18 protein-coding genes are annotated in these 18827 nt (G+C 64.9%); 11 read left to right on the top strand and 7 right to left on the bottom strand.

Annotated elements, in window-relative coordinates:
- Nucleotides 1-10: 10 nt before the first annotated feature.
- The 4 genes from pgk to JWP90_RS00255 all read left to right on the top strand — a co-directional run bounded on the left by pgk (nt 11) and on the right by JWP90_RS00255 (nt 2710).
- A complete protein-coding gene (gene pgk / locus JWP90_RS00240) occupies nt 11-1228 on the top strand; it encodes a phosphoglycerate kinase (protein ID WP_297358372.1) in 1218 nt (405 codons plus the stop codon).
- The gene (tpiA, locus tag JWP90_RS00245) at nt 1225-2019 is read left to right on the top strand and encodes a triose-phosphate isomerase (RefSeq protein WP_297358374.1); all 795 of its coding nucleotides are present in this window, start codon (nt 1225-1227) and stop codon (nt 2017-2019) included. The genes pgk and tpiA overlap by 4 nt, the downstream gene beginning before the upstream one ends.
- 70 nt (nt 2020-2089) lie before the next feature.
- The gene (gene secG, locus JWP90_RS00250; protein ID WP_297358376.1) at nt 2090-2341 is read left to right on the top strand and encodes a preprotein translocase subunit SecG; all 252 of its coding nucleotides are present in this window, start codon (nt 2090-2092) and stop codon (nt 2339-2341) included.
- 9 nt (nt 2342-2350) lie between these two features.
- Nucleotides 2351-2710: an RNA polymerase-binding protein RbpA gene (locus JWP90_RS00255; RefSeq protein WP_297358379.1), complete on the top strand. Its 360-nt coding sequence runs from the start codon at nt 2351-2353 to the stop codon at nt 2708-2710.
- Nucleotides 2711-2790: 80 nt separating this feature from the next.
- Here JWP90_RS00255 and pgl read toward each other — a convergent pair whose 3' ends face one another.
- From pgl to tkt, 6 genes are read right to left on the bottom strand one after another with little or no spacing between them, the layout of a single operon-like run.
- A complete protein-coding gene (gene pgl, locus JWP90_RS00260; RefSeq protein ID WP_297358381.1) occupies nt 2791-3561 on the bottom strand; it encodes a 6-phosphogluconolactonase in 771 nt (256 codons plus the stop codon).
- Nucleotides 3558-4520, bottom strand: coding sequence for a glucose-6-phosphate dehydrogenase assembly protein OpcA (locus JWP90_RS00265; protein WP_297358383.1), 963 nt, complete (start codon nt 4518-4520; stop codon nt 3558-3560). Before JWP90_RS00265 ends, pgl begins: the two co-directional genes overlap by 4 nt.
- Nucleotides 4517-6061, bottom strand: a complete 1545-nt coding sequence (gene zwf, locus JWP90_RS00270; protein ID WP_297358385.1) for a glucose-6-phosphate dehydrogenase — start codon at nt 6059-6061, stop codon at nt 4517-4519. Before zwf ends, JWP90_RS00265 begins: the two co-directional genes overlap by 4 nt.
- Before the next feature lie 32 nt (nt 6062-6093).
- Nucleotides 6094-7704, bottom strand: coding sequence for a glucose-6-phosphate isomerase (locus tag JWP90_RS00275; RefSeq protein ID WP_297358387.1), 1611 nt, complete (start codon nt 7702-7704; stop codon nt 6094-6096).
- Nucleotides 7701-8813 carry a transaldolase gene (tal, locus tag JWP90_RS00280; protein ID WP_297358389.1) on the bottom strand — a complete coding sequence of 371 codons (1113 nt, stop codon included), beginning with the start codon at nt 8811-8813 and terminating at the stop codon, nt 7701-7703. The genes JWP90_RS00275 and tal overlap by 4 nt, the downstream gene beginning before the upstream one ends.
- Nucleotides 8814-8834: 21 nt before the next feature.
- Nucleotides 8835-10925, bottom strand: a complete 2091-nt coding sequence (gene tkt, locus JWP90_RS00285; protein ID WP_297358391.1) for a transketolase — start codon at nt 10923-10925, stop codon at nt 8835-8837.
- A 278-nt stretch (nt 10926-11203) separates the two neighbouring features.
- Between tkt and JWP90_RS00290 the strand changes: the two genes are divergently transcribed.
- Nucleotides 11204-12124 carry a heme o synthase gene (locus tag JWP90_RS00290; RefSeq protein ID WP_297358393.1) on the top strand — a complete coding sequence of 307 codons (921 nt, stop codon included), beginning with the start codon at nt 11204-11206 and terminating at the stop codon, nt 12122-12124.
- Nucleotides 12125-12255: 131 nt separating this feature from the next.
- On the opposite strand, the gene JWP90_RS00295 is transcribed toward JWP90_RS00290, so the two are convergent.
- The gene (locus JWP90_RS00295) at nt 12256-13215 is read right to left on the bottom strand and encodes a COX15/CtaA family protein (protein WP_297358395.1); all 960 of its coding nucleotides are present in this window, start codon (nt 13213-13215) and stop codon (nt 12256-12258) included.
- Between the two features lie 271 nt (nt 13216-13486).
- Between JWP90_RS00295 and sufB the strand changes: the two genes are divergently transcribed.
- The 6 genes from sufB to JWP90_RS00325 are packed head-to-tail and all read left to right on the top strand — an operon-like array spanning nt 13487 to nt 18795.
- Nucleotides 13487-14905 (top strand): Fe-S cluster assembly protein SufB, encoded by a 1419-nt coding sequence (gene sufB, locus JWP90_RS00300; protein ID WP_297358397.1) that lies wholly within the window; start codon nt 13487-13489, stop codon nt 14903-14905.
- The gene (gene sufD, locus JWP90_RS00305; protein WP_297358399.1) at nt 14906-16123 is read left to right on the top strand and encodes a Fe-S cluster assembly protein SufD; all 1218 of its coding nucleotides are present in this window, start codon (nt 14906-14908) and stop codon (nt 16121-16123) included.
- A gap of 2 nt (nt 16124-16125) precedes the next feature.
- Nucleotides 16126-16449: a non-heme iron oxygenase ferredoxin subunit gene (locus tag JWP90_RS00310; protein WP_297358401.1), complete on the top strand. Its 324-nt coding sequence runs from the start codon at nt 16126-16128 to the stop codon at nt 16447-16449.
- Between the two features lie 4 nt (nt 16450-16453).
- Nucleotides 16454-17218, top strand: a complete 765-nt coding sequence (gene sufC, locus JWP90_RS00315; protein WP_297358403.1) for a Fe-S cluster assembly ATPase SufC — start codon at nt 16454-16456, stop codon at nt 17216-17218.
- 9 nt (nt 17219-17227) lie between these two features.
- Nucleotides 17228-17557, top strand: a complete 330-nt coding sequence (locus JWP90_RS00320) for a metal-sulfur cluster assembly factor (RefSeq protein WP_297358405.1) — start codon at nt 17228-17230, stop codon at nt 17555-17557.
- A gap of 26 nt (nt 17558-17583) precedes the next feature.
- The gene (locus JWP90_RS00325; protein ID WP_297358407.1) at nt 17584-18795 is read left to right on the top strand and encodes an aminotransferase class I/II-fold pyridoxal phosphate-dependent enzyme; all 1212 of its coding nucleotides are present in this window, start codon (nt 17584-17586) and stop codon (nt 18793-18795) included.
- Nucleotides 18796-18827 lie beyond the last annotated feature (32 nt).

Consider the following 18827-nt stretch of genomic DNA (forward strand, 5'->3'; position numbering starts at 1 on the left):
AAACGCAGCCGTGTCGCTTCGCACTCTCGAATCGCTTGGCTCGATCGCCGGCACGCGCATCGTCGTTCGGTGTGACCTCAATGTTCCTCTCAAGGACGGGGTCATCACCGACGACGGGCGCGTGCGCGCATCGCTGCCCACGCTGAAAGCCCTGCTCGACAACGGAGCACGGGTTGTCGTGATCTCGCACCTGGGTCGGCCCGACGGCGCCCCGGACGCCCGGTACAGCCTCGCCCCCGTGGCCAAGCGGCTCTCCGAGCTTCTCGGTTCCGTGGTTCCCTTCGCTTCCGACACCGTCGGCCCCGACGCACAGAAGGTCGTCGACGCACTCCAAGACGGCCAGGTCGCCATCCTGGAGAACCTCAGGTTCAACCCGGGGGAGACCAGCAAGGACGAGGAAGAACGCACCGTCTTCGCCCAGAAGCTCGCTGCCTTCGGCGACGCATTCGTCTCCGACGGGTTCGGCGTCGTGCACCGCAAGCAGGCCAGCGTGTACGAGCTCCCGAAGCTCCTGCCGAGCGCGGCCGGTCAGCTGATCTCCACCGAACTCGATGTCCTCGATCGGCTCACCGAGTCGCCTGAGCGCCCGTACACCGTCGTCCTCGGCGGATCGAAGGTCTCCGACAAACTCGGGGTCATCGGTCATCTGCTGCCCAGGGTCGACACTCTCCTCATCGGCGGAGGGATGCTCTTCACCTTCCTGGCCGCTCAAGGGCACAAGGTCGGCTCGAGCCTGCTCGAGAAGGACCAGCTCGACACGGTGAGGGGTTACCTCGCCGAGGCGGAAAAGCTCGGAGTCGACATCGTCCTGCCGACGGATGTCGTCGTCGCGGCGTCGTTCAGTGCGGACGCGGAGCACGTCGTCCAGGCCGCTGACGCCATCGAAGACACTGCTTTCGGCGCCTCCGGCCTCGGCCTTGACATCGGGCCTGAGACGTCGGCCCGCTTCGCCGACATCATCCGTGCATCCCGAACCGTGTTCTGGAACGGGCCGATGGGTGTCTTCGAACTCGCGCCGTTCGCCGCGGGAACCAAGACCGTCGCGCAGGCGCTCACTGACGTCGATGGACTCAGTGTGGTCGGTGGCGGCGACTCAGCAGCCGCGGTGCGCGAACTGGGCTTCGACGACGATCAATTCGGACACATATCGACCGGTGGCGGCGCGAGCCTCGAATTCCTCGAGGGCAAGCGGCTCCCGGGACTGGAGATTTTGGGATGGGAACAATGACAGGATCCGTTCGACGGACGCCGCTGATCGCGGGCAACTGGAAGATGAACCTGGATCACCTCCAGTCCATCGCTTTTGTCCAGAAGCTCGCCTGGGGTCTGGCAGATGCCAAACACGACGTGGCCAGCGTGGAGGTGGCGGTCTTTCCGCCGTTCACCGACCTGCGCAGCGTGCAGACGCTCGTCGCGGCCGACAAGCTCCCGATCGCCTTCGGCGCTCAGGACCTGTCTGAGCACGACTCCGGCGCGTACACCGGGGAGATCTCCGGTGCGTTCCTCACCGCCCTCGACTGCGGCTACGTTCTCATCGGGCACTCCGAACGGCGCACACTGCACGCTGAGTCGGACGAGCAGGTCTCAGGAAAGGTCCGCGCGGCGCTCAGGCACAACCTGGTGCCGATCATCTGTGTGGGCGAGACCGCAGAGGATCTCGAGAAGCACGGCCCAAGCGCCGTGCCCGTCGCGCAGCTGAGAGCGGCCATCGCCGGCATCACATCGACAGTCGACATCGTCGTGGCCTACGAGCCAGTCTGGGCGATCGGCTCCGGCCAGGCGGCCACCCCTGAGCAGGCCGAGCAGGTGGCGGCAGCTTTGCGGGCCGTGCTCGTCGAGGCCCTGGGGGAAGACGTGGCCCAGAAGACACGCATCCTCTACGGCGGGTCGGTCAAGTCATCGAACATCGCCGGGTTCATGCGTGAGCCCAATGTCGACGGCGCACTCGTCGGAGGCGCGAGCCTCGACGTGAACGAGTTCTCGAGCATCGTGCGGTACCAGAAGCACGTCGGACTCTGACGGCCGCAGCCTCACGCTATAATTGAGCGCGGTTCATGGAACTCCATGGCCGCCACATGAAAGGTCCTTTGTGGAGATACTCCAGGTCGTTTTGCAGGTGGTGCTCGGAATCACGAGCCTCCTGCTCACATTCCTCATCCTCTTGCACAAGGGGCGCGGTGGTGGATTGTCGGATATGTTCGGCGGCGGCATGGGATCGAGCCTTGGCTCATCCGGTGTTGCCGAACGTAACCTCAACCGGTTCACCGTCGTACTCGCTCTCGTTTGGTTCAGCTCGATCGTTGCGCTTGGTCTCATCACCAAGTTCTCCGTGGGCGTGTAGGAGGAACATATGGCTGCCGGAGGTAGCGCAATTCGTGGTTCACGTGTGGGTGCAGGCCCAATGGGCGAGCAGGACCATGGCTTCCATGCTGATCGCATCGCGGTCTCGTACTGGGACATCCTCGGCAACGAGACGGTCCGGCATTTCTCTGCCAGCCTTCCCGACGACGAGATCCCCGAAACGATCGACAGCCCGTCATCCGGTCTCCCGGCCGGGCGCAACCAGGCCAACCCGCCTGAGATCGCCAAGCTGGAGCCGTACAAGACTCACCTCGCGTATGTGAAGGAGCGTCGCACCGAGGAAGAGGCTGAGGCCCTTCTCGATGAGGCACTCCAGCAGCTGCGCGCGCGACGCGGAACCGCACAGTAATACTCGCGCTCCGGTGTGACCGGAACAGAAGAAGCCCCCGTCGGAATCGACGGGGGCTTCTTCTGTGACTGCGAGCAGGCTCAGTAGCTCGGGGCGATGAGATTCTCGGGGACTTCGGATGCCGCGTCGGCGTCGACGAAGAACACCGTCCGTTTGCGGCCCTTCATCCCGGCGATGGGAACCTCGGTGTATGCGGCGCCGGCAAGGGCGAGACCGAGGACCGACGCCTTGTCTGCTCCGGAGAGCGCCACCCAGATCCGCTGCGACGAATTGATCGCCGAGCGGGTGAGGCTGATGCGCTCAGGGGGCGGCTTGGGGGAGTTGCGCACAGCCACAACCGTCGCGTCACGTTCGAGGACCTCAGGTCGGTCAGGGAACAGGGATGCCGTGTGGCCGTCAGGACCCACGCCGAGGAAGGTGATATCGAAGCGGGGCAGCCGGTTCTCGCCGTCGGCGTTCGCCGCCAGCTCTTCCGCGTAGGCCGCCGCCGCCGCATCCAGGTCGAGCGAGCCGTCCGAGGACGCGCAGGCGTGAATGTTGGCCGCGGGGATGTCGATGTGATCGAGCAGAGCCTCCCGCGCTTTGGCCTCGTTACGCTCAGGGTCACCAGCCGGGAGCCAACGCTCGTCGCCCCACCAGAAGTGCACGCGGGACCAGTCGACGCTGTCCCTTGCGGGCGACGCGTTGATGGAGCCGAGGATCTTGATCGCGACACGGCCGCCCTCGAGCACGAGGTTGACCCGGTCGTACTCGTCGAGCAGGTCGACCGTCTTGGTCAGGAACCGTGCCGTGATGGAGGCAGCCAGGGCGTCGCTGTCGGCGTGCACGAGCACGCGTCGTTCGTTCGTCATTGAGTCTTACCTTCCCCGGTGGCGCTCTCCACATCGAGCTGGCGCACACCCTTGGTGATCACTTCACCGTACAACGGATCAGGGTCGAGCCGGCGCAGTTCCTCGGCGAGGCAGTCGCGCAGACTCCGCCTCGGCAGGCTCAACTCATGAGTCGGCTGATTTGGCTGTGTGAGTTTAGCGATGGTGTCGTGCGGGCGCTCCAGCACGATGTCTCCGCTCGCGCGGGTCAGTCGCACCCCGTGGATGCCGGTATCGCCTGAGCCTCGAGCGGTCAGCTCCTGGACAACGGGCACCTGAAGCTGCATCTGCAGCCAGGCGGCGAGCAGGACTGTGGACGTCGAGTCGGCGGCACCGGCCACCGTCACGCCGGTCACCGGTTCATAGGGTGGCTGGTCGAGAACCGCGGCGAGCTGAGCACGCCAGAGGGTGAGCCTGGTCCACGCAAAATCCGTGTCGCCAGGCGCGTACGCGCGGGACAGGTCCAGAAGGGCCGCATGCGGGTCCTCGTGCTCGGAGGCATCCGTTATCCGGCGCTGAGCGATCTGACCGATCGCCGTTTTGGCCACGTCGACCGGTGCCTCGATCGGCCACCAGGCGACCACGGGGGCGTCGGGCAGGAGCAGGCCGTTGATGAGGCTGACCTCGTTGTCGGCTGCTTCACCATATGCGCGCAGGATGATCACTTCGCTTGCGCCGGCGTCCCCACCGACCCGGATCTGCGCGTCGATCCGCGCGGAGTCGCCGTTGCTCGCCGGAATCCTGGAGAACACGAGGACCCGCATCGGATGCTCGCGGGATGCGTCGTTCGCTGCTTCGATCGCCTCCTCCTCTTCGCCCAGCTGCGAGACGATGACGAGGGTGAGAACGCGGCCGAGCGCGACGGCTCCGCCGTCTTCCCGCAGGGTGACGAGTCGCTTCGACAGTTTGCTGATGGTGGTGTCGGGCAGATCGACAATCATGGTCGCCTCCAAGTGCGTCCGTCGCGGGCCAAAAGCTCGTCGGCGGAGTTCGGGCCCCAGGAGCCCGGCAGGTACTGTTCGAGAGGACCGCCCTGAGCGGCCCAGTATTCTTCGATCGGGTCGAGGATCTTCCACGACAGCTCGACCTCCGCGTGCCGAGGGAACAAAGGCGGGTCGCCGAGCAGTACATCGAGGATGAGTCGCTCGTACGCCTCAGGGCTCGCCTCGGTGAACGCGTGGCCGTAACCGAAGTCCATGGTCACGTCGCGCACCTGGGTGCCGGCACCTGGAACCTTGGAACCGAAGCGGATGGTCACACCCTCGTCCGGCTGCACCCTGATGACGAGGGCGTTCTGGCCGAGCTCGGATGTCTGGCTTTCCGCGAAAAGGAACTGCGGCGCGCGTTTGAACACGACGGCGATTTCGGTCACCCGGCGGCCGAGGCGCTTGCCTGCCCGAAGGTAGAACGGGACGCCGTCCCAGCGACGGGTCTTGATGTCGAGACGCATCGCCGCGTAGGTCTCGGTGGTGGAGTCGGAGGACATGCCGTCCTCTTCGAGGAAGCCTGGCACCTTCTCGCCCCCCTGCCAACCGCCTGCGTACTGACCACGAGCGGTCGCAGTGCCGAGATCCGCCGGCAGGCTCACAGCGGCGAGAACCTTCTCCTTTTCGGCCCGGAGGTCCTTCGCGTCGAACGACAGGGGCTCCTCCATGGCCGTGAGAGCGAGAAGCTGCAGGATGTGGTTCTGGATGACGTCGCGCGCGGCGCCGATCCCGTCGTAGTACCCCGCCCGTCCGCCGACGCCGATGTCCTCCGCCATGCTGATCTGCACGTGGTCGACGAAATGCGAGTTCCAGATCGGCTCGAACATCTGATTCGCGAAGCGCAGCGCGAGGATGTTCTGCACCGTCTCCTTGCCCAGGTAGTGGTCGATCCGGAACACGGAGTCGGCCGGGAAGACCGATTCGACGACGGTGTTCAGCTCGCGAGCAGTCTTGAGGTTGGACCCGAACGGCTTCTCGATGACCACTCGGCGCCACTGGCCTTCGCTGGCGTCCGCGAGTCCTGAACGTCGCAGCTGCTCGGTGACAGCGGGGAACGCCTTCGGCGGGATCGACAGGTAGAACGCATGGTTGCCCATGGTCCCGCGCTCGACATCCAGCTTCTCGACGGTCTCCTTGAGGTGCTCGAACGCCTTGTCGTCACTGAACTCGCCCGGGACGAAGCGGATGCCCTGTGCGAGCTGATTCCAGACTTCCTCCCGGTATTCCGTGCGGGCGTATGTCTTCACCGCTTCGTGCACGACCTCCATGAAGTCCTGGTCCTCCCAGTCTCTCCTGGCGAAACCCACCAGGGAGAAACCGGGAGGAAGCAGTCCCCGGTTCGCGAGGTCGTAAACCGCCGGCATCAGCTTCTTGCGGGACAGGTCACCTGTCACACCGAAGATGATGAGTCCGCTTGGCCCGGCGATGCGGTTCAGACGACGATCGGAATCCACCCGAAGGGGGTTGGATTCGGGGGTGATATCCACCGGGGACATGCAGCTCCTAGGTAACGGCCAACCAGCGTTCGCTAGTTGATGGCCTCAAACAATGACACGATGTTGTTCTCCGGATCCGTCAGGCGAAGAGTGACGACCGGGCGACCGGCATCCGCGAGCACGCTCGCATCGCCCTGCGCCTGCGCCTGGATCAGCTGACCGAAGGTGAACGGGCGACCTGGGACGTCCAGGTCGGTCGGGGAGTCCTGGGTGATCTGCAGGAAAACGCCTACCGCTGGACCGCCCTTGTGGAACTGTCCGGTGGAGTGCAGGAACCGCGGGCCCCACCCGAAGGTGACCGGCCGTCCGGCAACACCAGCGAGCATGCTGCGGATGCCTTCCAGCTGGGGGAGTGCGACCCGGTCGACATAGGCCTGCACCGCGAGGTAGCCGTTGTCGTCAAGTTGAGCGACCAAAGCGTCGATCGCCTGCTTCACCGTCGCCGCCTGCCCAAGCACCCTCGCGTCGCCGCGTACTTCGATGCCGTTCTCGGAGAACAGCGGCGCTGTCGGCTCCGGGCGTGCGTCGAGGAGGCCGCGCGTTGCGATCTTGGCAGATTCCACGTCAGGCTGGTCGAAGGGGTTGATGCCGAGGATCCGTCCGGCAATCACCGTCGCGTATTCCCAGACCAGGATCTGCGCACCGAGCGTACCCGAGACAAGGATCTCGCCCTCGTGACGGTCCCGCGGGAACAGGTGCAGCTGGGTGGCGTCATCGACCAGGCGGACCACCTGGACGTCGGGGTATCCGCCGGAGAGTTCGGGAGCGAACGTGTCGACGACGACGGGCAGCAGCCCCGTGCCCTGCTTACCGGTCGACTCAGCCAGAAGCTGTTCAGCCCAGTCGGCGAATCCGACGATGTGCGTGCCGTCGGCGACGATGGCCAGCTTGTCGCGAAGCGGGCTCGTCCCGGCGATCGCCGCGCCGAGGATCAGGCCAGGGTTGTGCTTGTCATCGATCGACAGCTCCACGGCGACCGAATCCGCCTCATCCAGAAGCGCACCGACGTCGACACCCGCCAGCCCTGACGGCACCAGGCCGAAAGCGGTGAGAGCCGAGTACCGGCCGCCGACGTTCGGGTCGGCGTTGAAGACGCGGTAGCCGGCTTCACGGGCGGAGGCGTCGAGCGGGGAGCCCGGGTCGGTGACGACGATGATGCGGCCGCGCGGGTCGATTCCGGCGTCGGTGAACGCTTTCTCGTACGCGCGGCGCTGGCTGTCCGTCTCAACGGTCGACCCGGATTTCGACGACACGACGAGGGCGGATGCCTCAAGTCGGTCGGCGAGGGCCGCGAGGACCTGGCCGGGAGCCGTCGAATCGAGAACCGTCAGGTTGCCGCCCAGGGTGCGGGTGATCACCTCGGGCGCGAGGGACGAGCCACCCATCCCGGCGAGGACGATGTGCTCCACTCCTGCTTCCGAGAGTTCGGCGCGGAGCGCCTCGATCTCGGGAACCAGGGGACGCGAGACCGTGGTCGCCTCGGTCCAGCCGAGCCGCTTGGACGCTTCCTCCTCCGAGTTCGAACCCCATAGGGCGGCGTCCTGACCGGTGATCCCTGAAGCGACCATGTCGGCCACGAGAGTGGGCACGACCGCGTCTACCGCAGCCTGTGCGGCGCCGGAGACGTGGATCTTGAAGCTCATTTTGCGGCCGCCAGTGCTTGGGTGACGGTGTCAAGGAGCTCATTCCAGGAGACGATGAACTTCTCAACGCCCTCCTTCTCGAGGAGCGCGGTGACGTCGTCATATGAGATGCCGAGGGCTGCGATGGCGTCGAGGGCCTTGTTCGCCTCGTCGTACGAACCGGTGACGGTGTCGCCGTCGATCTGGCCGTGGTCGAAGGTCGCCTCGAGGGTCTTCTCAGGCATGGTGTTGACCACACCATCGGCGACGAGCTGGGTCACGTAGAGGGTGTCTGGCAGGTTCGGGTCCTTGACTCCGGTCGACGCCCACAGCGGACGCTGCTTGTTGGCACCGGCGGCGAGCAGACCTGCAGCGCGCTCCGAAGCGAAGGTCTGCTCGAAGACCTCGTAGGCGAGCTGGGCGTTGGCGACGCCCGACTTGCTCTTGAGCGCGAGCGCCTCGTCGGTACCGACGGCCACAAGACGCTTGTCGATCTCGGTGTCGACACGCGACACGAAGAAGGAGGCGACGGAGTGGATGGTGGACAGGTCGATGCCAGCCGCTTTGGCCTGCTCGAGGCCGGTGAGGTAGGCGTTCATGACCTCGCGGTAACGCTGCAGGCTGAAGATGAGCGTGACGTTGACGCTGATGCCTGCCGCAATCGCGGCGGTGATGGCTTCGAGGCCTTCGACCGTTGCCGGGATCTTGATCATCACGTTGGGCTTGTCGATCTTCGCCCAGAGCTGCTTGGCTTCCGCGATGGTCGCTGCGGCGTCGTGGGCGAGGCGAGGCTCGACCTCGATCGAGACCCGGCCGTCGAAACCGTTCGAGGCGTCGTAGATCGGGCGGAACAGGTCAGCGGCCCGAGAGACGTCGGCGGTGGTGATTTCGAAGACCGCCTCGGTGACGTCCTTGCCCGCTGCCGCGAGTTCGGAGACCTGCTCGGCGTAGCTTTCACCGTTGCTGAGGGCCTGGGCGAAGATCGTCGGGTTGGTGGTGACCCCGACGACGTTGCGGGTGTCGATGAGCTGCTGGAGGCTGCCGGAGTCCATCCGGCCTCGGGACAGGTCGTCGAGCCAGATGCTGACGCCTGCATCGGAAAGCTGGGCGGTGGGGGTGTTCTCAGTCATGATTTTTCCTTCTGCCCGGTGTTACTTGCCGAGCGTTTCTTTGGCGGCGGCGACGACGGCTTCAGTGGTGATGCCGAACTCGCGGAACAGGGTCTTGTAGTCAGCTGACGCACCGAAGTGCTCGATCGACACGGAACGACCGGCATCGCCGACGATACTCCTCCAGGTCAACGCGAGGCCGGCCTCTACCGATACCCGGGCGGTGACGCCAGAGGGGAGGACCTTCTCCTGGTACGCGGCGTCCTGCTCTTCGAACCATTCCAGGCAGGGAACCGAGACGACGCGGGCGTTCACGCCGTCGGCCTTGAGCGCTTCGCGGGCGTTCACGGCTAGCTGCACCTCGGAACCGGTTGCGATCAGGATGACGTCGGGGGTGCCGTTCGGAGCTTCGGCGAGGATGTACGCACCCTTTACGACGTTCGATGCGGCGGCGAAGGTCTCACCGGATGCCTCACCGGTGCCGCGTTCGAACACCGGAATATTCTGGCGAGTCAGCGCGATTCCTGCCGGCCCGCCACGGCGGGCGAGGATCTCCTGCCAGGCGTAGCCGACCTCGTTTGCGTCGCCGGGACGGACGACGGCGAGGTTCGGGATGGCGCGGAGGGTGGCGAGCTGCTCGATCGGCTGGTGCGTCGGGCCGTCTTCACCGAGCGCGACGGAGTCATGGGTCCAGACGAAGATCGACGGCACGTTCATCAGCGCCGCAAGCCGGACAGCCGGACGCATGTAGTCGCTGAAGATCAGGAACGTTCCACCGTAGGCGCGGGTGGGGCCGTGCAGGACGATGCCGTTGAGAATCGCACCCATGGCGTGCTCACGGATGCCGAAGTGCAGCACACGGCCGTACTCGTTGCCGGTCCATTCGCCGGTGGAGTGCTCGCTCGGAACGAATGAGGCGGCACCTTCGATGGTGGTGTTGTTGGATTCGGCGAGGTCTGCCGAACCGCCCCAGAGTTCGGGGATGACCGGTCCGAGCGCGTTGAGGACCTTCCCGGATGCCGCACGCGTCGACACATCCTTGCCCGGTTCGAAGACCGGAAGTGCGTCTTCGACGCCGTCGGGCAGTTCACCGGTGAGCAGGCGGTCGAGGAGAGCGCTCTTTTCCGGGTTTGCGGTCTTCCAGGCGTCGAAGCCCTTCTGCCATTCGGCCCGATCAGCGGCGCCACGCTCGACGGCCTTGCGGGTGTGGGCGAGGACCTCATCGGAGACGACGAAGCTCTCGGCCGGGTCGAAGCCGAGGACTTCCTTCACCGCGGCGAGTTCGTCTGCACCGAGCGCTGAACCGTGGATCTTTCCGGTGTTCTGCTTCTTCGGGCTCGGCCATCCGATGATCGTCTTGAGGATGATCAGCGAGGGGCGGGTGGTTTCGGCCTTCGCAGCTTCGATGGCGTCGTTCAGCGCGTGGATGTCCTCGACGTAGTCGCCGGTCTTCTTCCAGTCGACCGTCTGCACGTGCCAGTGGTATGACTCGTAGCGCTTGGCGACGTCCTCGGTGAAAGCGATGTTGGTGTCGTCTTCGATCGAAATCTGGTTGGAGTCGTAGATGGCGATGAGGTTGCCGAGCTGCTGGTGGCCTGCGAGCGAGGATGCCTCGCTGGTGATGCCTTCCTGCAGGTCGCCGTCGCCGGCGACGACGTAGACGAAGTGGTCGAACGGGCTCTTGCCTGCGGCCGTGTCCGGGTCGAGCAGACCGCGCTCGTAGCGTGCCGCGTAGGCGAAGCCCACGGCTGAGGCGAGTCCCTGACCGAGCGGTCCTGTGGTGATTTCAACGCCGTCGGTGTGGCCGAATTCGGGGTGTCCAGGAGTGAGTGATCCCCAGGTGCGAAGCGACTTGAGGTCGTCGAGCTCGAGTCCGTAACCGCCCAGGTACAACTGGACGTACTGAGTCAGCGAGCTGTGGCCGACGGAGAGCACGAAGCGGTCCCGTCCAAGCCAGTGCTGATCGCTCGGGTCACGCCGCATCACCTTCTGGAAGAGCAGGTAGGCGGCCGGCGCGAGGCTCATGGCCGTACCCGGGTGGCCGTTCCCGACCTTCTCGACCGCATCCGCTGCGAGGAGGCGGGCGGTGTCAACCGCCGTGTTGTCAATGGAATCCCATTGCAAAGCTGCCACTTTAGTGACCCTTCTGATCGAAATCGTCGGGCCATCTCTGGTCCGGCGCTGAGGCGCGATACACGCACATTGGCTTCATTGGCTCCGCCGCACGCGACCCGTCCCGCAGGAGAGCAGGAAGAACTCAGCGCCGCGAACGGTTAGGCGAGCGTCTCCAGTATAGGGAACCCAGCACCCAGGTGCCGGGATGGTTGCGCCAGACGACGAGCCTTCCATCGGCCATGCCGTCGCGGAGTTCTCGCCTAGAATGGGGTGGCAAGCCACCGGTAAGAGGAGCGATGAACATTGCTGTAGAAGACCGCGTCACGCCACAACGCGTGAACGCCGTCGACAAAGTCAAAGGGTACATCTCCCTCACGAAACCCCGGGTGATGGAACTTCTCCTGGTGACAACCATCCCCGTGATGATCCTCGCGCAAGGCGGCATTCCCGACCTCTGGCTCGTGCTGGCAACGGTGATCGGTGGGTCGCTCAGCGCAGGGTCCGCCGGTGCCTTCAACTGCTACATCGACCGTGACATCGACAGGGTGATGAAGCGCACGAGCAATCGCCCGCTGGTCACCGGCGTCCTGAGCCCCAGGGAAGCACTCGTCTTCTCCTGGGTGCTCGCCGTGGCATCCACCGTTTGGCTGTACCTGACCACGAACGCGCTCACAGCGGCGCTCTCGGTCGGTGCCATCTTCTTCTACGTCGTGATCTACACGCTTTGGCTCAAGCGCTGGACCTCGCAGAACATCATTTGGGGTGGCATCGCCGGCTGCTTCCCTGTGCTCATCGGCTGGTCTGCGGTTGCGAACTCGCTGAGCTGGGCACCGTTCATCCTCTTCGCGGTGGTGTTCCTATGGACTCCGCCTCACTACTGGCCGCTGTCGATGAAATACCGTGACGACTACAAGTCGGCCGGCGTTCCGATGCTCTCCGTGGTCCGCGGCCGTGCGCAGGTGGGACTGCAGGTCATCCTGTACGCGTGGGCGACGGTTGCCTGCTCCCTGCTGCTCATCCCGGTCGCATCGATGGGGATCGTCTACACGGTCGTCGCCGTGGCATCCGGCGGTTGGTTCATCTTTGAGACGCACCGCCTGTACAACCTGGCCATTCACCACGAGAAGGTGTCGCCGATGCGCGTCTTCCACGGGTCGATCAGTTACCTCACGTTGTTGTTCCTGGCCGTCGGGATCGACCCGCTGCTGCCGTTCTGACCCGCTGCGGTTCTCGCGTGAGGGCGCCCAGAGCGCTGTGCGCGGGGAGCGCCGCGAGTCGCTGAGGGCACGAAGGGCTGCTCCCCGAGATTCGGAGCGAGCACGACAGACCCCTCAGCACCGCTGAAACCCTAGGGTGCCCGCAACGTCTCGGCAGGTTCCACCGCGACGGGCGCGGACGCCGACACTGTGAGATTGAGCACGGTCATGGTCATCGCAGCGGCGAGAACACAGGCGAGCACCATGTGCAGGCCGACCAGGATCTCCGGGAGGCCCATCCGTGCCTGCGCGACACCGACGACGATCTGCACGCCCTCGATCACGAGGAGGAGTGCGGAGGGGAAGCGGAGGCTCGGCACCGGAATCAGCCACGCGGCCGCAACGATCACGACCGTCAGCGCGAGGGTGATGTATGCCGGCCACGAGTGGACGTGCTGCAGCAGTTCCGAATCCAGTCCGTTACGCGCAGCGCCCTTGTCTCCGGCATGCGGGCCGGAGCCTGTGGTGAGGATGCCGACCACGATCGTCACTGCGACGAAGAACGCCGCGGCGTGGGTGCTCGCTGCCAGCCAGGCCGGAGCGGTGCGCACCGTGGCGCTGTTGCCGCGATAGACCCGGAAGACAAGGACCGCGCCGAGGACGACGAGCACGATGCTGAGCACGAAGTGCAGCCCGACGACGTATGGGTTGAGTCCGCTGAGCACGGTGATCCCGCCGATGACCGCCTGGAACAGAACGCTGCAGGCCGGGATGACGGTGAGGATGAAGATGTCCCTGCGCTGCTCCCGGTACTTCAGCACGAACAGCACCGCCAGAATCGCGATGATCTGAAGGACGAAGAAGAGGGTGCGGTTGCCGAACTCGATCACGCCATGAATGCCCATTTCAGGCGTCGACACGAACGATTCAGCGGTGCACCTGGGCCAGGTCGGGCAGCCGAGCCCTGAACCGGTGAGCCGCACGGCGCCCCCTGTGCCGACGAGCGTCGTCTGCGCGGCGAGGTTCAGCCACGCGATCACGCGGACCCGACGGTCGACGCTGGTCGGGAGCCAGTCCCAGAAACGTCTGGCGGCCTGTGCGATCGTGTTCACTGTCGAGTGTTCCTCTACTTGTGTTGTTACTGTGACTGGCTCGCTGCCTGCTGCTATTCACCCGCAAACCCTGTAGAATCGAGGGGTTCATGCATTTAAGTCTGGCACTCGCCAGCGAACGGCGCGGGAGCAGCGCGGCCCCCGTCCTTGAACAATTGTAGATACGCAAATCAGCCGCCCGCACACTCTGAGCAACTCCTGTTGTCCAGTCGTGCGCGGGAATGCGACGCGCAGAAATCCTGTTACGCAGCTGAGAAGGAAAGAGGTTGACATGTCAGATGTTTTGATTGACCGCCCCGAACTCGCGAGCCTTGGGCAGTACGAATTCGGCTGGGCGGACTCTGACACCGCGGGCGCTTCTGCCCGACGCGGCGTGTCGCCCGAAGTCGTCTCCGACATCTCCGCTCTCAAGAGCGAACCCGATTGGATGCTGCAACGCCGGCTCAAGGGCCTCGCCCTGTTCGAGCGCAAGCCGATGCCGACCTGGGGAGCCGACCTCTCCGAAATCGACTTCGACAACATCAAGTACTTCGTCCGCTCCACCGAGAAGCAGGCGCAGACCTGGGATGACCTCCCCGATGACATCAAAAACACCTACGAGAAGCTTGGAATCCCCGAGGCGGAGCGCCAGCGGCTCGTCTCCGGCGTCGCCGCCCAGTATGAGTCCGAGGTCGTTTACCACCAGATCAACGAGGACCTCGAACGCCAGGGCGTCATCTTCATGGACACTGACACGGCTCTCAAGGAGCACCCGGAATTCTTCGAGGAATACTTCGGCACCGTGATCCCGGCCGGCGACAACAAGTTCGCCGCGCTGAACACCGCCGTCTGGTCAGGCGGATCGTTCGTCTACGTGCCACCAGGCGTCCACGTCGAGATTCCGCTGCAGGCCTATTTCCGGATCAACACCGAGAACATGGGTCAGTTCGAGCGCACGCTGATCATCGCCGACGAGGGCAGCTACGTGCACTACATCGAAGGTTGCACGGCTCCGATCTACAAGTCGGACTCACTGCACTCAGCCGTCGTCGAGATCATCGTGAAGAAGAACGCCCGCGTTCGTTACACGACGATCCAGAACTGGTCGAACAACGTGTACAACCTCGTCACCAAGCGCGCCACCGCCGCTGAGGGCGCGACGATGGAGTGGATCGACGGAAACATCGGCTCCAAAGTGACGATGAAGTACCCGTCGATCTTCCTGATGGGGGAGCACGCCAAGGGCGAGACGCTCTCCGTGGCGTTCGCCGGCCCCGGCCAGCACCAGGACGCCGGCGCCAAGATGATCCACATGGCCCCGTACACGCAGTCGTCGATCGTCTCCAAGTCGATCGCCCGCGGCGGCGGTCGTGCCGGTTATCGGGGTGAGGTCCGCGTGGATGCCAATGCGCACCACTCGGCGAACACCGTGCGCTGTGACGCCCTCCTCGTCGACACCATTTCGCGGAGCGACACCTACCCAGCCATCGACATCCGGGTCGACGACGTCCAGCTCGGCCACGAGGCCACCGTCTCCAAGGTGAGCGAAGAGCAGCTCTTCTACCTGATGAGCCGGGGCATGCCCGAGGACGAGGCCATGGCGATGATCGTCCGTGGCTTCATCGAGCCCATCGCTCGTGAACTCCCGATGGAATACGCACTCGAACTCAACAAGCTCATCGAAATGGGCATGGAAGGATCGGTCGGCTAAATGACGATCTCCGCGCCGGAAGCAACAACCACAAAGCTCGAGAACACCGGGCAGCTGGGCTACAAGAAGCACACCGACGGCGGATGGGGACTCGTCCCGATCCAAACCCGTTCCGAGCGATTCGCCTCGACCAACGTCGAAGATTTCCCCGCGGTCACCGGGCGTGAAGCGGTCTGGAAGCTCACCCCCATCGACCGGGTAGCCGATCTGATCGACGGCCCGCTCGACGGCGGCGTCTACGACATCGACGCGACGCTGGTCGAGGGCGTCGACGTCCGCTGGGTCGACAGGACGGACACCCGGATCGGCAGCGCGGGCACGCCGGAAGAACGGGCATCGGCCAACGCCTGGACACAGTTCGAGAAGGCTCTCGCGATCACGGTCTCCGGCGAAGAGGCGAAGACCGTCCGCGTCCGCCGCTCGGACCTGGGCTCCGGCGCCCGTGCTGCGCACGTTATCCTCGAGGCAAAACCGTTCAGCACCGGCCTCGTGATCCTCGCGAACACGGGTTCATCGCTCCTCACCGAGAACGTCGAAATCCTCGTCGGCGAGGGTGCCAACCTCACGGTGGTGACCGTCCAGCAGTGGGACGACGACGCCGTCCACCTCGCGTCGCATTTCACGACCGTTGGCCGTGACGCTCGTGTGAAGCACGTCGTCGTCACTCTCGGCGGGAGCGTCGTCCGGGTCAACCCGTCAACGCACCTCAACGCCCAGGGCGGCGAGGTCGAAGCTCTCGGACTCTACTTCGCGGATGCCGGGCAGCACCTGGAACAGCAGGTTTACGTCGACCACGACGCACCGCACACCCGCAGCCGGGTCACATACAAGGGCGCACTCCAGGGTGCAGGCGCACGCACCGTATGGGTCGGCGATGTCCTCATCCGCCAGAGCGCGACCGGCACCGACAGCTACGAGCAGAACCGTAACCTCGTCCTCACCGACGGCACGCGGGCGGATTCCATTCCCAACCTCGAAATCGAGACCGGGGACATCGCCGGCGCAGGCCATGCGAGTGCCACCGGCCGATTCGATGACGAGCAGCTGTTCTACCTGCAGGCTCGTGGCATCCCCGAAGAGGAGGCGCGCCGCCTGGTCGTGCGCGGATTCCTCACCGAGATCGTGCAGCAGATCGGCGACCCCGAACTCGAGGAAAGACTCGAAATCGCGATCGAAGAAGAACTGAACGGAACCAGCCTCTCGACGGACGGCCGCTAGAGGTGGCCGATCTCGTCTGCGCCCTCAGCGACCTCAAGGTCAACGAGGCGAAACGTGTCGTCGTGCAAGGCAAACCGATCGCGCTCGTCCTCGACGGCAACGGAGAAGTCCACGCGATCGGTGACACCTGCACCCACGGAGACATCTCGCTGTCCGAGGGTTTCGTCGAGGACGACACCCTCGAATGCTGGGCGCACGGCTCCCAGTTCTCCCTTCTCACCGGCAAGCCTCTGTCGCTTCCCGCCTACGAACCCGTCCCGGTCTACCTGGTCCAGCTGACTGACGGCAACATTTTCATCGACCCGACCGTAACGAAAGAGATCTGAGCTCATGGCTGTACTTGAAATCCGCGACCTGCACGTCAGCGTCCAGACCGAACAGGGATCCAAGCCCATCCTGCGCGGTGTCGACCTCACCATCAAAAAGGGCGAGACCCACGCCATCATGGGCCCCAACGGCTCAGGCAAGTCCACGCTCGCCTACACGATCGCCGGTCACCCGAAGTACACGGTCGACTCAGGGTCGATCACCCTCGACGGCCAGGACGTCCTCGCGATGACCGTCGACGAGCGCGCCCGCGCTGGTCTCTTCCTTGCCATGCAGTACCCGGTCGAGATCCCCGGTGTCACCGTCACGAACTTCCTCCGCACGGCCAAGACAGCCATCGACGGTGAGGCGCCGCCCATCCGTCACTGGATCAAGGACGTCAAGTCCTCGATGAAGAACCTTCGGATGGATTCGACCTTCGCCGAGCGCAACGTCAACGAAGGATTCTCCGGCGGCGAGAAAAAGCGTCACGAGGTCCTCCAGATGGAGCTGCTCAAGCCCACCTTCGCCGTCCTCGATGAGACCGACTCCGGACTCGACGTCGACGCTCTGAAGATCGTCTCCGAAGGCGTCAACCGTGCCAAGGAGAACACCAACCTCGGTGTGCTCCTCATCACCCACTACACGCGCATCCTCCGCTACATCAAGCCGGACTTCGTGCACGTCTTCGTCGATGGCCGCATCGCCGAGCAGGGCGGCCCTGAACTCGCCGACCGGCTCGAGGACGAGGGTTACGACCGCTTCCTCGTCGGCGAAGCGACAGCGTAGGCTTCGATCATGGTGACGACTCTGAGCCCGCAGCGCTTCGACGAAATCGAAGAGGCTCTCAAGGAAGTGATGGATCCCGAACTCGGGATCAACATCGTCGACCTCGGACTGATCTACGACCTGGGCTGGGATGAGGAGAACGACGCGCTCATCATCCACATGACGCTGACCTCTGCCGGATGCCCGCTGACCGACGTCCTCGAAGAACAGACCGGCCAGGCACTGGACGGCGTCGTCGACGCGTTCCGGATCAACTGGGTCTGGATGCCACCGTGGGGTCCGGAGAAGATCACGGACGACGGCCGAGACATGATGCGGGCGCTCGGCTTCTCGATCTGACGAATCCGAACGGATATGGTCGGAGGATGGCAGCTGTCACCTCCGACCCCATCGACATCCTGCGTTCCCGCACGAGCGAGAAGTGGGCAGAGCATCCGGAAGACGTTCTGCCGATGTTCGTCGCTGAAATGGATTACCCGCTCGCCGAACCGATCCGACGTGCGCTGCACGACGCGATCGATCGAGGCGATGCGGGATATGTCGCATCGAGCAACCCTCTTGCTACCGCTTTCCGCGGTTTCGCGCAGCGCCGCTGGGGCTGGGATCTGACCGGTGCGAGGCTGCTCTCGACGGCCGATGTGAGCATGGGCATCGTCGAGATCCTCCGCCAGGTCACCGAGCCGGGGGACCGGGTGGTGATCACGCCACCGGTCTACCCGCCGTTCTTCGACCTCGTCGCAGAGGCGGGCGCATCCGTCGCTGCGGTTCCGCTTGTGGACGCCGGTGCCGGGCTGCGCCTCGATCTGCACGCACTCGAGCGAGCGTTCGCCGCGGGTGCCCGCGCATTCGTGCTGTGCAATCCGCACAACCCGCTCGGGCATCCGCACAGCCGGGATGAGCTCACGGAGCTCGCCGATCTGGCCGCCGCGTACGGCGTCCGGGTGATCAGTGACGAGATTCACGCCCCGCTCGTCCACCCGGGGTCCACGTTCACGCCGTACCTCAGCGTCTCCGAATCCGCCCGGGCGTCGGGTTTCGCGTTGCACTCAGCCAGTAAGGCCTGGAACATCGCTGGCCTGAAGTGCGCTCTCCTGGTGGCGGAGGGGGATGAGCCTGCCCGGATCCTCGACCGGATGCCGTACGAGGTCACCTGGCGAACCGGCCAGTTCGGGATGCTCGCCTCGACGGCGGCGTACACCGACGGCGACGAGTGGCTCGACGGCGTCCTCAGCTCGCTCACCTCGAACCTGGATCTGCTCGACCGTCTCCTGCGGGAGCACCTCCCCGAGGTCAGCTGGTGCAGGCCTGAGGCGAGCTATTTGGCCTGGCTCGATTTCCGTGGTCGCGGCTGGGGGAACGACCCCGCCGAACATATCCTCCGCGAAGCGAAGGTCGCGCTCAGTCCTGGCCCCGGATTCGGTGAGCCTGGTGCCGGATTCGCGCGGATGAACATCGCGTGCTCGCCCGGGCTGCTGGAGGGGGCCATCCGGCGAATCGCCGCCGTGCCGCCAGGAACGCGCACCGGAGAGCCGGGGAGTCAGACGGGCGCGGGCGAGATCCCAGCCAGGGCCACGTAGACTGTCGGGTTGACCCCTTTGTTTATCGCGCC

It is taken from the genome of Mycetocola sp., from assembly GCF_025464835.1.
GTDB lineage: Bacteria > Actinomycetota > Actinomycetes > Actinomycetales > Microbacteriaceae > Mycetocola_A.

Excerpts from the sequence above, each read along its gene's own strand:
- JWP90_RS00275 (WP_297358387.1), bottom strand. The coding sequence starts at position 7,704 with ATGAGCTTCAAGATCCACGTCTCCGGCGCCGCACAGGCTGCGGTAGAC.
- JWP90_RS00320 (WP_297358405.1), top strand. The coding sequence starts at position 17,228 with ATGGTGACGACTCTGAGCCCGCAGCGCTTCGACGAAATCGAAGAGGCT.
- JWP90_RS00325 (WP_297358407.1), top strand. The coding sequence starts at position 17,584 with ATGGCAGCTGTCACCTCCGACCCCATCGACATCCTGCGTTCCCGCACG.
- tal (WP_297358389.1), bottom strand. The coding sequence starts at position 8,813 with ATGACTGAGAACACCCCCACCGCCCAGCTTTCCGATGCAGGCGTCAGC.
- pgl (WP_297358381.1), bottom strand. The coding sequence starts at position 3,561 with ATGACGAACGAACGACGCGTGCTCGTGCACGCCGACAGCGACGCCCTG.
- sufD (WP_297358399.1), top strand. The coding sequence starts at position 14,906 with ATGACGATCTCCGCGCCGGAAGCAACAACCACAAAGCTCGAGAACACC.
- JWP90_RS00265 (WP_297358383.1), bottom strand. The coding sequence starts at position 4,520 with ATGATTGTCGATCTGCCCGACACCACCATCAGCAAACTGTCGAAGCGA.
- zwf (WP_297358385.1), bottom strand. The coding sequence starts at position 6,061 with ATGTCCCCGGTGGATATCACCCCCGAATCCAACCCCCTTCGGGTGGAT.
- sufC (WP_297358403.1), top strand. The coding sequence starts at position 16,454 with ATGGCTGTACTTGAAATCCGCGACCTGCACGTCAGCGTCCAGACCGAA.
- tpiA (WP_297358374.1), top strand. The coding sequence starts at position 1,225 with ATGACAGGATCCGTTCGACGGACGCCGCTGATCGCGGGCAACTGGAAG.
- JWP90_RS00290 (WP_297358393.1), top strand. The coding sequence starts at position 11,204 with ATGAACATTGCTGTAGAAGACCGCGTCACGCCACAACGCGTGAACGCC.
- JWP90_RS00255 (WP_297358379.1), top strand. The coding sequence starts at position 2,351 with ATGGCTGCCGGAGGTAGCGCAATTCGTGGTTCACGTGTGGGTGCAGGC.
- sufB (WP_297358397.1), top strand. The coding sequence starts at position 13,487 with ATGTCAGATGTTTTGATTGACCGCCCCGAACTCGCGAGCCTTGGGCAG.